This is a genomic window from Chryseobacterium taeanense, assembly GCF_900099685.1.
Lineage (GTDB): Bacteria > Bacteroidota > Bacteroidia > Flavobacteriales > Weeksellaceae > Chryseobacterium > Chryseobacterium taeanense.
Map to the genome: position 1 here is coordinate 163,663 of NZ_FNDW01000001.1, position 15,099 is coordinate 178,761.

Below are 15,099 nucleotides of genomic sequence, written 5' to 3' on the forward strand. Positions count from 1 at the left end.
TTGAAGAGTGAATTTTTGTTTTATACTTTATGATGCTGGATAAATTCTTAGAATATTTAAAGCTTGAAAAGAGGTATTCACCTCACACAATTACAAGTTACAGGAAAGATCTTGAAGATTTTTCCTATTTTTATCTTAGAACAGAGTCTTCTGCTGATCTTTTGAAAGTTGACAAAAAAGTTATCCGGAATTTTATCGTGGAGTTAAGTGAAAAAAATATTTCCAGAAGAAGTATTAATAGAAAATTGTCTTCACTCAGAAGTTTTTATGTATTCCTCTTGAAAATTGGTGAAATTACGGTTTCGCCAGCCGAAAATATTTCATCTTTAAAATTTTACCCTGAAAAACAAATTCCTATGTCCGAACAGGAGATGCAAGACCTGAATAGTCAGGTTTTTACACAAGTTCATGACATTCTGGAAAAATGTATTTTAGAGGTTCTTTATCAAACAGGAATTCGTAAAGCGGAGCTTTGTGGTATGACTTTTGAGAATGTAAGCCTTAGCGGAAACGAGATAAAAATAATTGGAAAAGGAAACAAACAAAGAGTAATTCCGATTTCTGATGATCTCTGCAGCTTGTTGAAAAGTTACGTAGAAATACGCAACCCGGAAACAGAATATAAATCATATTTTTTTGTCAATAAGAAAGGTAAAAAACTCACCGAAAAATTTGTTTATGTGGTGGTTAATAAGTACCTTAGTCTTATAACAACAAAAGAAAAAAGAAGCCCTCACATCCTTCGGCATAGCTTTGCTACACACGTTTTGGATAATGGGGCAGAGATCTCTAAAGTAAAAAAAATATTAGGTCATTCAAGTCTTGCAAGTACTCAGGTCTATACGAATGCCAATATCGAACAATTGAAAAAAGTTTTTAATCAGGCTCATCCAAGAGCTTCAAAAAATGACGAATTATGAAGATCACAGTACAATCAATTGGATTAACTCCACACGAACCACTAGAATCACACATCGAAAAAAAAGTAAGCAAGCTGGATACTTTTTATGATAAGATCCAAGATTGCAAAATATTCTTAAAAGTAGAAAATAACTCTGATAAGGCAAACAAAACTGCCGAGATTATTCTTGCGGTTCCGGGAGACGATATCGTAGTAAAAAAGACAACAACATCTTTTGAAGAAAGCCTTGATTTATGCGTTGATGCGGCTAAAAAGCTACTAATCAAGAAAAAAGAAATGGCTTAATAAAAAAAGTTAAAAATAATTATTAAAAAATTTGAGAATTCAAAAAATCCTTTCTATATTTGCACTCGCAAAAAGGAACAGTGATCTTTTGAATTCTTTTTATTAAAATGCCTCCATAGCTCAGTTGGCCAGAGCACGTGATTTGTAATCTCGGGGTCGTGGGTTCGAATCCCTCTGGAGGCTCAATTAATATAAAATATCTGGGGAGATTCCAGAGTGGCTAAATGGGACTGACTGTAACTCAGTTGCTTCGGCTTCGTAGGTTCGAATCCTGCTCTCCCCACATTTTATATTACAAAAAAAGTTGCAGAGATCAGGGAATTTCCTTAAGTTTGCACAGCGTTACCAATAGTTTTGGAAACAAAATTGCGGAAGTAGCTCAGTTGGTAGAGCGTCAGCCTTCCAAGCTGAATGTCGCGGGTTCGACCCCCGTCTTCCGCTCAGAAATATCACGCTTATCGTAGGGTGATTTTTTTTTAACTACTGAAATGATGTAGAGTAGAGTTTTCTCACAGATTTCAGTCCATATATTAAAATGCCTCCATAGCTCAGTTGGCCAGAGCACGTGATTTGTAATCTCGGGGTCGTGGGTTCGAATCCCTCTGGAGGCTCAATTAATATAAAATATCTGGGGAGATTCCAGAGTGGCTAAATGGGACTGACTGTAACTCAGTTGCTTCGGCTTCGTAGGTTCGAATCCTGCTCTCCCCACATTTTATATTACAAAAAAAGTTGCAGAGATCAGGGAATTTCCTTAAGTTTGCACAGCGTTACCAATAGTTTTGGAAACAAAATTGCGGAAGTAGCTCAGTTGGTAGAGCGTCAGCCTTCCAAGCTGAATGTCGCGGGTTCGACCCCCGTCTTCCGCTCACATAAAATCACGCTTTTTTAGGGTGATTTTTTTGTTTAGGCCGACTTAGCTCAGCGGTAGAGTGCTTCCTTGGTAAGGAAGAGGTCACGGGTTCAAGTCCCGTAGTTGGCTCAGATTCTCATCCCGATTCTTTCGGGATTTTTTTATTTCTGGAAACTTCTTTTAAACGCTACAAATACAATAATCTTATTAAGCATCTCATATACTTTCCGTTCAGCAAGTGATAGCTTTGGATATTTAGCTTTAAAATTTAAAATTGTACGGATAAGATTATAAAATTGATGATCTTTTCTAATTGAGTATCATGTTAATCCGTAACTCTTCAAAGGTTTTAAGTTGTAATATTGTTTAAAACTTCCAGCGCCCAGCTTCCCTCTTCCAGCTCCATTAACCTTAAAATTCAATTAAAAGTATTTCCGCCAGTTTCATTTCCTTTATCATCATAAAAATTTTCTTTACATTCGTATAAAATAATTTTCGATGAATATTCTTTTATTGGAAGATGATTTAATTCTTTCGGCAGAGCTTTGTAAATTTTTGGAGTCCAATAATTTTACCTGTGACAAAATCTATGATGGTGAAACATTTATTCGTCAGATAAGGAATAATTCGTATGATTTGTACCTGCTCGATATTAATGTTCCTAAAATTAACGGGCTTGATGTCTGCCAGACTATTCGCTCTTTCGATAAAAATACTCCGATCATTATCATTTCGGCATACGGAGATCTTTCGGATAAAAAAGATGCTTTTACAAGACTTGCTGATGATTATCTGGTAAAACCTTTTCAGTTTGAAGAATTGCTTTTGCGTATAAATTCCCTGCTGAGAAGAAAAGCACCTTCAGAAAGCAGCGATCAGGAAATTATAAGAATTGATGATCTTATCATCAATAAAACCGAGCAGAAAGTTTTCCGGGCAGGAAATGAGATTGCACTTACCTTAAAGGAATTTCAACTGCTGGTGTATCTGGCAGAAGCACAAGGAAGAACCGTTTCCAAACAGCAGATTACAGAACACGTCTGGGAACATAATTTTAATACCAATACGAATACGGTAGAAGTGTATATCAATTTTTTAAGAAAGAAAATAGATAAAGATTTTAAAGTTAAACTTATTCATACGCGTTCCGGTTTCGGATATTACTTAAGCCCGCTGTAATATGTCTTTAAAAAGAAAGATTGCCCTCAATCTCAGTATTGCTTTTTCATTGCTTTTCGGTATTGTGATGGCGGTGATTTATATCTCTTTTAATGATTTCAGAAAAGACGAGTTTCAGGAAAGATTCCGGCAGAGGCTGGAATTTACTGTTCATTTTATAGCTAAATCAAAAGACTTTGAACAAGAAGCGCCTGTGTTTTTTAATGAAAATTCGGATAATATTCTTTTAGATGAAACGATCTTAATTTTTAATGGTAAGAAAGAATTAATCTACAGCACGATCAAGGATAGAAACGTGACCTGGGATAATGAGCTTTTGAAAGAGCTGGATGAAAAGAAAGTCATCTATTCCGAAAAAACAATACCCGAAATTTATGCCGCTTTGAAAAATATCAATGGCGAAAATTACTACATTCTTACCAGCGCTTACGATACCAACGGAAACTCAAAGCTAGCCTATTTAAAATATCTCCTGATTACGGCCTATGTCATGAGCACACTGATTATTGGTTTTTTCAGCTATTATTTTATGGGGCAGTTTCTAAAACCTCTTGAAGATCTCAATAAAGAAATATCAGAAGTAACGGCTCACAGTCTCACAACGGAAGTCCCGGTGCGTGACTCTAATGACGAGATTAATGTTCTCGCAAGATCTTTCAATACAATGATTAAAAGGCTAGACGATGTTTTCCAGTCGCAGAAAGACTTTACCGCAAGTGCCTCTCACGAAATCCGTACTCCGATTACGAGGATGGCTTTTCAGCTTGAAAATCTCATTAAACTCGGCCAGAATTCCCCGGAAACTTTAACCTCTTTACAGCAGATCCAGAGAGATGTTTATCAGTTGTCTGATCTTACCAATTCCCTTTTGCTTTTAACGAAATTTGATAAAGAAAATATTCAGAGTATCTATGAAGAAGTGAGGATTGATGAAGTTATATTTGAATCTTTTGAAGCTGTGGAAAAAAGTTATCCGAAAATGAAAATGGATTTTCTGATCTCTGAAAAAACTTCTGAAGATGCTTTATTAACGATCAACGGAGTACAGTCTTTGCTGGATATTGTTTTTATTAATTTGCTTAAAAATGCAGCAGTCTACTCAGATGATATGGAAGCTGATGTATTGATTACAGAAACAGAAGACACGCTTATCGTTGACATTATTTCACACGGAAATACGATTCCGATAGAAGAACGTCCGAAGTTATTTGAGGCTTTCATGCGGGGAAATAATTCTCATAATATTTCCGGCTCCGGATTGGGATTAAGAATTGTAAAAAGAATTCTGGAATATCACGGGGCAAAAATTACGTACTCTTCTCCGGGAGATTTACTCAATAAGTTCAGTGTTATTTTTAATAAATAACAGATTCTGGTAAAGAAGAAAGTTTCTCAGAGTGAGATGGAATCAACCAATTTGTGCTTAAACTTTCTCAGCCTTAGATGAGCAAAACCCATTTAGGATGAAGGTTTCTCAGAGTGAGACAGAGTCAACCACTTTGTGTTTAAACTTTCTCAGCTTGAGATGAGCAAAACCCATTTAAGATGAAACTTTCTCATAAAGAGACAATCAGAACCCATACTTCAAAGGAAATTTCCTGAGTCCAATACTTAAATTTTTCATTTTTTTGTGGTTATTTGTAAATGGGCAATAATCAATTTTAATTTTTTTTTAAGCATTCTTTAAGAGCATTTTAATAGCGAAATGACAATTTTGTGGCATAAAAAATAGAAGATGAACAAAATTGCAGGGCTGCTGATCGTGATATCATCTCTTATGACGGCACAGCAGCAAATGTCACTTCCGGATTGCGAAGAAGCTTTTCAAAAGAATAACTTGGAGCTGCTCGCTGAACAGTATAATATCAATATGGCTGATGCCGATATTTTGCAGGCTAAAATCTGGGAATTGCCACAGCTGAGCGGACAAATAAATGCGTACAACCCACAAGATCATAAAGTTTTTGATGTAGGTCATGCAAAAGGAGCACAGATTACGCAGCTTATTTATATGGGCGGTAAAAAGAAAAATGAAATTGCTTTTGCAAAATCCAACAAAGAACTTGCCCAGCTTCAGTTTTCTCAATTGCTGGTAGACCTTAGAGCGCAGCTTCGTACTGCCTACTACAATCTTTATTATGAAAAACTCAAACTTGAAAACACCAGCAGGCAGCTGGGGTATATGAATGATCTGCTGGCAGCATACAAAGTGCAGTCTGCGAAAGGAAATGTATCTCTGAGAGATGAGGTAAGGCTTCAGAGTGTTGTCATTCAGTTGAATAATGATAAAGTAGGTATTAATAAAAACATTCTTGAATTTGAACAGACCCTTAAAGTTTTAACGGGTGTTACTGATGATATCGAACCTAAACTTTCTGATTCTGAAGCGAAAGATATTCTTGCCTCACAGCCTTTCGGTGATGAAACGGAATTGCAGAAAAAAGCACTCGAAAATAACGCTGATTATCAATATAACCTCAAATTAATCGACAACAGTAAACTGTATGCCCAGTGGCAAAAGTCTTTAAACGTTCCCGATCTGAATCTTGGTGCAGGGTGGGACCAGAATGGAGGGACTTTTAAAAATGAAGTGAACTTAATGGTAGGAATTCCATTGCCATTATGGAAATCAAATAAAGGGAATGTTGAGAAAGCAAATTTTGCCATTCAGCAGAATCAGAAGAATGCTGATTTCCAAAAGTTAAGTCTTGAAACTAAAGTGCAGTCTGCATATAAAACATGGAAAACGCAGTATGAGCAACTTTCACAAATTAAATCCGAAGATCTCAACAATATGGATACTGTGTACAATGGTATGCTGAGCAATTTCAGAAAAGGAAATGTAAGCCTTATAGAATTTGTAGATTTTATGGATAGCTATAGAGAAACAGCACTTCAGATCTACGATATGAAAAACGAAATTATGCAGTCGGCAGAACAATTAAATCAACTGGTACAAACGAAAATCTTCTATTAATCATGAAAAAATATATTATTCCTATAATTATAACATTGGCCGTAGTGTCTTGCTCAAAGAAAGAAGCACCGCAACAGACTCAGAAAAAAGGTTTTGAGCTTAGTAATACCATGCTTCAGTCTATTTCTCTCGCAAAAGTTGAAAAAAAATATATTGAAGACGATTACAGTTTCTATGGAAAGATATCGGCAGATAAAAACAGCTACATCGACGTTTACCCATTGGTAGGCGGAAATGTTTTAAGTGTAAATGTAGAGCTGGGCGATCATGTGAGAAAAGGACAGGTGATGGCAACCATCAGAAGTACCGAACTGGCAGAGGTTCAGAAAGATGTAAGTGATGCAAAAACAGATCTTGTAGTAGCCCAGAACAATCTTCGTGTAGCAAAGGAAATGTATGAAGGTAAACTAAATACAGAAAGAGATGTGTTGGAAGCAAAAAGTGAATTGCAGAAAGCTCAGGATCAGATGCAGCGCGCGAATGCGGTAAGTACGGTGTATAATGTAAGAAAAGGAAATATTTACAGTGTCGTAGCTCCCATCAGCGGATACATTGTTCAGAAAAATATCAATAAAGATATGCAGCTGAGAAGCGACCGGAGCGATAATATTTTTGATGTGGCCAACACCACCAATGTTTGGGCGATCATGAACGTCAACGAATCTGATATTGATAAAATAAGCCTGGGAATGAAGGCGCAGGTTTCTACCTTGTCTTATCCGGATAAAGTTTTTGACGGAAAAATAGATAAAATCTTCAAAATCATCGATCCTGAAACCAATGCGATGCAGGCAAGGGTAGTACTCGACAATCAAAACGGATTATTGATTCCTGAAAGTAAAGCAACCATTAAAGTAACCAGTTCAGAAAATACTACAGCACTTACAGTGCCATCCAAAGCTGTGATTTTTGATGATAACAGAAGTTTTGTAGTGGTTTATAAATCCAGAACAGATGTTAAAGTAAAAGAAATTAAAGTATTGAAACAGGTCGGTGACATTACTTACGTTTCCGAGGGCTTATCTGAAGGAGAACAGGTGGTCACCAACAATCAGTTGCTAATTTACCGCTCTTTGAACAGCTAAAATTAATTTTTTAAAGAATTTTTATGTGCTTGGCTGAGTGAAACTAAAACACCTTTGCGAACCTAAAAACGTAAAGCAGGTTAAAAATAATTTTAAGTGCCTTTGCTTAATGAAATGCCTTTGCGAACGAAAATATGCAGAAGATTGTCATTAAAAATCTTTGCGCGCTCTGCGTTAAAAACAAATTCAACGACTTTTTAAGTCAAAAAAATCCATCATGAATAAATTCATTAAAAATATAATTGCTTTTTCATTAAAAAATAAAGCATTTACTTTTATCTGGGTTGCCGTACTGGCGGTAGCAGGATTTATAAGTTTCAAGAATATGCCGATTGAAGCTTTTCCGGATGTTACCAATACCCAGATCGTCATCATTACCCAATGGAACGGCCGCAGTGCTGAAGAAGTAGAACGTTTTGTAACAACACCCATCGAGTTGGCGATGAGTCCGGTTCAGAAAAAAACCAGCGTGAGAAGTACCACAATGTTTGGCCTTTCTATCGTTAAGATTCTCTTTGATGATGGCGTAGACGATACCTTTGCACGAAACCAGGTCAATAATCAGCTGAGAAGCGTAAGTCTTCCGGATGAAGTAGATCCTGAAGTTCAGCCACCTTATGGACCGACCGGGGAAATTTTCAGATACACTTTACAGAGCAAAACAAAAGATTCCCGTGAATTGCTTACTCTTCAAAATTGGGTGATTGACCGCGCGCTGAGAGGTGTTCCCGGAGTGGCAGACATCAATGTATTCGGAGGGCAGGATAAAGTTTTTGAATTAAGCATTGATCCGAGAGCGTTGGATAAATATAATCTCACACCGCTTCAGGTTTACGATGCCGTTACCAAAAGCAACCTGAATGTTGGTGGTGATGTTATCGAGAAAAACGGACAGGCCTATGTCGTGCGAGGGATTGGCTTGGTGAAATCCATTAATGATATCGGAAATATTACCATCGAAAATGACAATGGAAATCCGGTTCTAGTGAAAAATGTAGCAGATGTTCATGAAGGGTCTTTGCCAAGAGTAGGGCAGGCCGGACTAAATCATCAAGAAGATACCGTGGAAGGAATTGTTGTGATGAGAAAAGGGGAAAATGCTCGTGATGTTTTGTCAGGTGTAAAGGCTAAAATTAAAGAACTTAATGAAAAAATCCTTCCGAAAGACGTAAAAATGGTGACGTTCTACGACCGTGACAACCTGATGGATTTTACCACGCACACCGTAATGCACAACCTTATCGAAGGAATTATTCTGGTAACGGTAATTGTTCTGATTTTTATGGCAGACTGGCGTACGACTCTCATTGTTTCCATCATTATTCCGTTATCCCTATTATTTGCCTTTTTATGTCTTAAACTGGCAGGAATGAGTGCTAATTTATTATCACTCGGTGCGGTCGATTTCGGAATCATTATTGACGGAGCCGTCGTCATGGTGGAAGGACTCTTTGTAATGCTCGACCACAAGGCTCATAAATATGGCGAAGAGAGATTCAATAAACTGGCAAAAGCCGGCTGGATTAAGCAAACCGGGACAGGATTGGGAAAAGCGATTTTCTTTTCAAAATTAATTATCATCACTTCTTTAATTCCGATTTTCTCATTTCAGAAAGTTGAAGGGAAAATGTTTTCGCCACTGGCATTTACGTTAGGTTTTGCACTTACCGGAGCTTTAATTTTTACTTTGACTTTGGTGCCGGTGCTTTCACATATTTTGTTGAATAAAAATGTGAAGGAAAAAAATAATCCGTTTGTGAATTTCTGGGACAGAATCGTACTGAAAGGATTTAATTATACTTTTAAGCATAAAAAAATGAGTTTAATTGTTGCGATTTCATTTTTAGCAGTTACATTATTCTCAGGGAAATTCTTAGGAACGGAGTTTTTACCTCAGTTAAATGAAGGCTCATTATGGATCACTGCGGAAATGCCGATGAGTTCATCATTAAAAGAATCTTTAAAAACAACCGATCTTTTAAAGAAAGACATCATGAGCTTTCCTGAAGTGACAGACGTTCTTGCTCAGACCGGAAGAAGTAACGATGGTACCGATCCTAACGGCTTTGGATTCGTACAGTTTGCTGTAAATCTTAAACCCAAAGATGAATGGAAACGCAAGATCACTTATGAAGAACTCATAGAAGAAATTGATAAAAAACTGAGAAATTATCAGGGTATTACCTTTAATTACTCTCAGCCAATATCCGATAACGTTGCCGAAGCAGTCGCTGGTTTCAAAGCGGAAAACGGTATTAAAATTTATGGAGATAATCTTCAGACCCTTGATAATCTGGCAGAAAAAGTTTTAAAACAGATTAAAGACATTAAAGGCGTTAAAGATGTAGGAATCATTAAAAATATTGGACAGCCGGAAGTAAGTGTTGTTCTCGACAGGGATAAAATGGCAGCCTACGGAGTAATGCCCGATGATGCACAGTCTGTTCTTGAAATGGCCTTCGGAGGGAAAACAGCTTCAGAAATGTTTGACGGAGAGAGAAAATTCCCGATTCGTCTTCGTTATTCACAGGAATACAGAAAAGATGAAAATGACATAGCAGCATTGATGGTTCCTACTCAGGACGGAACAAAGATCCCTTTAAAAGAAATCAGTACGATTGAAAAAGATAATGGTGCGGCGTTTATTTACAGAGATGACATTAAAAGATATATTGGGATCAAATTCTCAATCCGCGACCGTGATTTGGGAAGTACGATTGCCGATGCACAGAAAGAGGTGTCCAAAATAGAACTTCCGGATGGCTATACTGTAGGGTGGACTGGTCAGTTTGAAAATCAGCAAAGAGCGTCGAAAAGATTGACGCAGGTAGTTCCGATCAGTATTCTGGGGATTTTCTTCCTGTTGTTTGTGCTTTTTGGTAACATGAAAGATTCTTTGCTGGTATTGGCGAATGTACCTTTTGCTCTCATCGGAGGAATTATAGCACTGCATATAACGGGAATTAATTTTGGTATTTCGGCCGGAGTAGGAATGATTGCACTCTTAGGAATCTGTATTCAAAATGGAGTCATTCTGATTACGGAATTTCATCAGAACGTCAGAAGCGGATTGAGTCTGGATAATGCGATATTGAATGGTGTAAAATCAAGAACACGTCCCGTAATCATGACCGCGCTAATGGCTTCCATCGGGTTAATGCCTGCTGCGCTATCAACAGGTATCGGTTCTGAATCACAAAAACCCTTGGCCATTGTTATCATTGGTGGGTTGATTACGGCTACAGTTTTAACGTTATTAATTTTTCCTATTATATTTTGGATCTTCAACAGAACTAAAAAGTCTCAGCAGATTTAAATTTTATTTCAACCAATTATATTAACAGAATCGCGGGAAAAAAAGTTTCCCGCGATTCTTTGTTCAATAAAGATTCTTTATCAATTACTTTAAAGACTGTTTTTATAATTTATACGAAATGGCTCTGTTGTTATGGATTATCGTATATTATTCAGGATTAAAGAGATAGTTTATAATTTCATGAAAAGGTTCGGAAGGATTTTTTCAATCAAGAAATTTGTGTAAATTTGCAGTCTTAATACATTGAACTATAATGTTTGTAATTCATTGGATTTTAATATTGAAACTTTTTTTCATAAAAAGATTTTGGTATTTAAAAAATTCATTATATTTGCACACCGAAAATTTGAAAATTAAATAAAATAAATAATTTAAATCATGGCAAAGGAAACGTTTAATCGTAACAAACCACACTTGAACATTGGTACTATTGGTCACGTTGACCATGGTAAAACTACTCTTACAGCTGCTATTTCTGCTGTATTAGCTAGCAAAGGTCTTGCTGAGAAAAAAGACTTCTCTGCAATTGACTCTGCTCCAGAAGAAAAAGAAAGAGGTATTACTATCAATACTGCTCACATCGAATACGAAACTGAAAAAAGACACTATGCTCACGTTGACTGTCCAGGTCACGCGGATTACGTAAAGAACATGGTAACAGGTGCTGCTCAGATGGATGGAGCAATCGTGGTATGTGCTGCGACTGACGGGCCAATGCCTCAAACAAGAGAACATATTCTACTTTGCCGTCAGGTAAACGTACCTAGAATCGTTGTTTTCATGAATAAAGTTGACATGGTGGATGATGCTGAGTTATTAGAGCTTGTTGAAATGGAGCTTAGAGACTTATTATCTACTTATGAATTTGATGGAGATAACTCTCCGGTAATCCAGGGTTCTGCTCTTGGTGCGCTTACTGCTGCTACTGAAGGTAAATCTGATGATAAGTGGTTTAAGTCTGTAGAGCAATTGATGGATGCTGTAGATGAGTGGATCGAAGAGCCAACAAGAGATACAGATAAGCCATTCTTGATGCCAATCGAAGACGTATTCTCTATTACAGGTAGAGGTACTGTAGCAACTGGTAGAATCGAGGCTGGTATCATCAATACTGGTGATCCTGTAGATATCGTAGGTATGGGTGATGAAAAATTAACTTCTACAATTACAGGGGTTGAGATGTTCAGAAAAATCCTAGACAGAGGAGAAGCTGGTGATAACGTAGGTCTATTGTTGAGAGGTATTGAAAAAACTGACATCAAGAGAGGTATGGTAATCGCTAAGAAAGATTCTGTGAAGCCACACAAAAAATTCAAAGCATCTGTTTATATCCTTTCTAAAGAAGAAGGTGGACGTCACACTCCATTCCACAACAAATACCGTCCTCAGTTCTATGTAAGAACTACTGACGTTACAGGTGAGATCTTCTTGCCAGAAGGTGTAGAAATGGTAATGCCTGGTGATAACTTAGAGATCACTGTAGAATTGTTACAACCAATCGCTCTTAACGAGGGTCTTAGATTCGCGATCAGAGAAGGAGGTAGAACAGTTGGTTCAGGTCAGGTAACTGAAATCTTAGACTAATCATCTATTGCAATATAAAAGCTTCCGTAAGGAACTTCTTTGCGGAAGCTTTTTTTTAACTACGGGCATCGTCCAATGGTAGGATACCGGTCTCCAAAACCGTTGATCAGGGTTCGAATCCTTGTGCCCGTGCAAATAACAATTATGAGTTCATTTATCGATTTTTTAAAAGGTTCTTATAACGAATTCAGACATAAAGTTGAATGGCCAAAATGGTCTGATCTGCAGTCTTCTACAATTGTAGTAACGGTTGCAACAGTTATTCTGGCATTATTTACCTTTGGTGTTGATGAATTGTTTTCTAAAGCAATCAGCAACATAATAGGAATGCTTATCAACTTGTTCAATTAATAATAAAAGTATTTTCCCATAATGAGCGAATTGAAATGGTATGTGCTGAAAGCAATCAGCGGACAGGAAAATAAAGTGAAAAACTACATTGAGACAGAAATCAAACGTTTAGGGTTTGAGCAGTACGTTACTCAGGTGGTTATTCCTATGGAAAAGGTTATTCAGATCAGAAACGGTAAAAAAGTTCCGAAAGAAAGACCTTACTATCCTGGATACCTTATGATTGAAGCTGATCTGATGGGTGAAATTCCTCACGTTATTAAAAATATCCCCGGCGTTATTTCTTTCTTAAGCTTAACAAAAGGGGGAGATCCTGTTCCAATGAGAAAGTCTGAAGTGAACAGAATGTTGGGAAGAATGGACGAGCTTTCAGAATTTGCAAGCGATGTTGAAATTCCTTACGTAGTGGGTGAAAACGTTAAAGTAATTGACGGACCATTCAACGGATTCAACGGAACGATTGAAAAAATTCTTGAGGATAAAAAGAAAATTGAAGTTTCAGTTTTGATCTTCGGTAGAAAGACTCCGATGGAGCTTAGCTATATGCAGGTAGAGAAAGTATAATACTTACTTAAAATATTTAAAAAAACCACTTGTTAAAATAATAAGTGGTTTTTTTATTAGTATTTAGCAAAAATAAATGATATCGATTTGCTATTTCAAAAATATTTTATAATTTTGCAGTCCGAAAAGTAGGCATATCTAATGTGAGAATGGATAACCTGCTGAATAATAATGCTTCCAAACTCATTAATTATTCAAATTTAAAAAACAAACAATGGCTAAAAAAGTCTTTAAAATGGTAAAGCTTCAGGTGAAAGGTGGCGCAGCTAACCCTTCTCCACCAGTAGGTCCAGCATTGGGTTCTGCAGGTGTGAACATCATGGAGTTTTGTAAGCAATTTAACGGAAGAACTCAAGATAAGCCGGGACAAGTTTTACCTGTAGTAATTACAGTGTACGAAGACAAATCTTTTGAATTCGTAATTAAAACTCCTCCTGCAGCAATCCAGTTGATGGATGCGGCTAAGATCAAAGGAGGTTCCGGAGAACCAAATAGAAACAAAGTAGGTTCTGTGTCTTGGGATCAGGTGAAGAAAATCGCTGAGGATAAAATGACTGACCTTAACTGCTTTACAATGGATTCTGCAGTTTCTATGGTTGCAGGTACTGCTAGATCTATGGGATTAAGAGTAACAGGAACTAAACCAACTTTTAACGCTTAATACTTAAAGAAATGGCAAAATTGACTAAAAAGCAAAAGGAAGCTTTAAGCAAAGTAGAAAAAGGAAGAATTTATAACCTTGAAGAAGGTTCAGCTCTTGTAAAAGAAGTGAACACTGCAAAGTTTGATGCTTCTGTAGATATCGCTGTAAGATTGGGTGTAGATCCAAGAAAAGCAAACCAAATGGTAAGAGGTGTTGTATCTCTTCCTCACGGAACTGGTAAAGATGTTAAAGTTTTGGCTTTAGTAACTCCAGATAAAGAAGCAGAAGCTAAAGAAGCTGGTGCTGATTATGTAGGTCTTGATGAATATTTACAAAAAATCAAAGACGGTTGGACAGATGTTGACGTTATTGTAACGATGCCGGCTGTTATGGGTAAATTAGGACCATTGGGTAGAGTATTAGGACCAAGAGGTTTAATGCCAAACCCAAAATCAGGTACTGTAACTATGGAAATTGGTAAAGCAGTAACTGAAGTAAAAGCTGGTAAAATTGACTTTAAAGTAGACAAATATGGTATTATCCACGCTGGTATTGGTAAAGTATCTTTCGATGCTGCTAAAATCAAGGAAAATGCTCAGGAATTGATATCTACTTTGATTAAGATGAAGCCAACTGCTGCTAAAGGTACTTACGTGAAGTCTATCTATTTGTCTTCTACAATGAGTCCTGGTATTGCAATCGATACTAAATCTGTTAACTAATTTTAATCCTAAAGACAATGACAAAAGACCAAAAAGTTGTAGCGATACAAGAGATCAAAGATTTGCTTCAGGATGCTAAAGTAGTATATGTAGCAGATCTAGACGGTTTGAATGCAGCTAAATCTTCTGAATTCAGAAGACAGGCTTTCAAGCAAAATATCAAAGTAAAAGTGGTAAAAAATACACTTTTGCAAAAAGCAATGGAGCAGATTGATGGGGTAAATTTCTCTGAAATGTTCGAAACTTTCAAAGGTAACTCTGCATTAATGATTGCTGAAACAGCTAACGCTCCTGCAAAATTAATCAAAGACTTCAGAAAGAAAGAAGAGAAGCCTGCATTGAAATCAGCTTTCGTACAGGAAACTTTCTACGTTGGTGACAATAACCTTGATACTTTAGTTAGCATCAAGTCTAGAGAAGAAATGATCGGTGAAATCATCGGATTGCTTCAGTCTCCAATCCAAAGAGTTGTTTCTGCTCTTCAAAACAAATCTGAAACTGCAGAAGTTTCAACTGAAGAAGCTGCACCTGCAGTAGAAGAAGCTCCGGCTACTGAAAATCCGGAAACTCCAGCTGCAGAAGGAGAAGCTCCAACTGCTGAATAATTACACTCAAAAA

General features: G+C 37.0%; 13 protein-coding genes and 8 tRNA genes. All 21 read left to right on the top strand.

Annotated features, from left to right (window positions below; translation table 11 throughout):
- Positions 1-32 precede the first annotated feature (32 nt).
- The 21 genes from BLR30_RS00755 (at position 33) to rplJ (ending at position 15,086) form a co-directional block, all read left to right on the top strand.
- Entirely contained in the window at positions 33-920 is an 888-nt protein-coding gene (locus BLR30_RS00755) for a tyrosine-type recombinase/integrase (protein WP_089854568.1), read from the top strand.
- Positions 917-1,207, top strand: a complete 291-nt coding sequence (locus BLR30_RS00760; protein ID WP_089853287.1) for an HPF/RaiA family ribosome-associated protein — start codon at positions 917-919, stop codon at positions 1,205-1,207. The genes BLR30_RS00755 and BLR30_RS00760 overlap by 4 nt, the downstream gene beginning before the upstream one ends.
- Positions 1,208-1,316: 109 nt before the next feature.
- Positions 1,317-1,390 (top strand) — tRNA-Thr (locus BLR30_RS00765).
- Between the two features lie 19 nt (positions 1,391-1,409).
- Positions 1,410-1,490 (top strand) — tRNA-Tyr (locus BLR30_RS00770).
- An 85-nt stretch (positions 1,491-1,575) separates the two neighbouring features.
- Positions 1,576-1,648, top strand: a tRNA-Gly gene (locus tag BLR30_RS00775).
- A 96-nt stretch (positions 1,649-1,744) separates the two neighbouring features.
- Positions 1,745-1,818, top strand: a tRNA-Thr gene (locus BLR30_RS00780).
- 19 nt (positions 1,819-1,837) lie between these two features.
- A tRNA-Tyr gene (locus tag BLR30_RS00785) sits at positions 1,838-1,918 on the top strand.
- An 85-nt stretch (positions 1,919-2,003) separates the two neighbouring features.
- Positions 2,004-2,076 (top strand) — tRNA-Gly (locus BLR30_RS00790).
- A gap of 41 nt (positions 2,077-2,117) precedes the next feature.
- Positions 2,118-2,189, top strand: a tRNA-Thr gene (locus BLR30_RS00795).
- Positions 2,190-2,558: 369 nt separating this feature from the next.
- Positions 2,559-3,239: a response regulator transcription factor gene (locus tag BLR30_RS00800; RefSeq protein ID WP_089853290.1), complete on the top strand. Its 681-nt coding sequence runs from the start codon at positions 2,559-2,561 to the stop codon at positions 3,237-3,239.
- A gap of 1 nt (position 3,240) precedes the next feature.
- Positions 3,241-4,605 carry an ATP-binding protein gene (locus BLR30_RS00805; protein WP_089853293.1) on the top strand — a complete coding sequence of 455 codons (1,365 nt, stop codon included), beginning with the start codon at positions 3,241-3,243 and terminating at the stop codon, positions 4,603-4,605.
- 369 nt (positions 4,606-4,974) lie between these two features.
- Positions 4,975-6,216: a TolC family protein gene (locus BLR30_RS00810; protein ID WP_089853297.1), complete on the top strand. Its 1,242-nt coding sequence runs from the start codon at positions 4,975-4,977 to the stop codon at positions 6,214-6,216.
- 2 nt (positions 6,217-6,218) lie between these two features.
- The gene (locus BLR30_RS00815; RefSeq protein WP_089853300.1) at positions 6,219-7,301 is read left to right on the top strand and encodes an efflux RND transporter periplasmic adaptor subunit; all 1,083 of its coding nucleotides are present in this window, start codon (positions 6,219-6,221) and stop codon (positions 7,299-7,301) included.
- A 217-nt stretch (positions 7,302-7,518) separates the two neighbouring features.
- Positions 7,519-10,617: an efflux RND transporter permease subunit gene (locus BLR30_RS00820; protein ID WP_089853302.1), complete on the top strand. Its 3,099-nt coding sequence runs from the start codon at positions 7,519-7,521 to the stop codon at positions 10,615-10,617.
- 378 nt (positions 10,618-10,995) lie between these two features.
- Positions 10,996-12,201, top strand: coding sequence for an elongation factor Tu (tuf, locus tag BLR30_RS00825; protein ID WP_089853305.1), 1,206 nt, complete (start codon positions 10,996-10,998; stop codon positions 12,199-12,201).
- 61 nt (positions 12,202-12,262) lie between these two features.
- Positions 12,263-12,333: transfer RNA gene (locus tag BLR30_RS00830), tRNA-Trp, on the top strand.
- 12 nt (positions 12,334-12,345) lie between these two features.
- On the top strand, positions 12,346-12,552 hold the full coding sequence (gene secE, locus BLR30_RS00835; protein ID WP_066437416.1) for a preprotein translocase subunit SecE: 207 nt from the start codon (positions 12,346-12,348) through the stop codon (positions 12,550-12,552).
- A 21-nt stretch (positions 12,553-12,573) separates the two neighbouring features.
- Positions 12,574-13,116, top strand: a complete 543-nt coding sequence (gene nusG, locus BLR30_RS00840) for a transcription termination/antitermination protein NusG (RefSeq protein ID WP_042721319.1) — start codon at positions 12,574-12,576, stop codon at positions 13,114-13,116.
- 214 nt (positions 13,117-13,330) lie between these two features.
- Complete coding sequence (gene rplK, locus BLR30_RS00845; protein WP_034702033.1) at positions 13,331-13,777, top strand: 50S ribosomal protein L11; 447 nt, start codon at positions 13,331-13,333, stop codon at positions 13,775-13,777.
- Positions 13,778-13,788: 11 nt separating this feature from the next.
- Positions 13,789-14,481 carry a 50S ribosomal protein L1 gene (gene rplA, locus BLR30_RS00850; protein ID WP_027380917.1) on the top strand — a complete coding sequence of 231 codons (693 nt, stop codon included), beginning with the start codon at positions 13,789-13,791 and terminating at the stop codon, positions 14,479-14,481.
- A gap of 17 nt (positions 14,482-14,498) precedes the next feature.
- On the top strand, positions 14,499-15,086 hold the full coding sequence (rplJ, locus tag BLR30_RS00855; RefSeq protein ID WP_089853307.1) for a 50S ribosomal protein L10: 588 nt from the start codon (positions 14,499-14,501) through the stop codon (positions 15,084-15,086).
- Positions 15,087-15,099 lie beyond the last annotated feature (13 nt).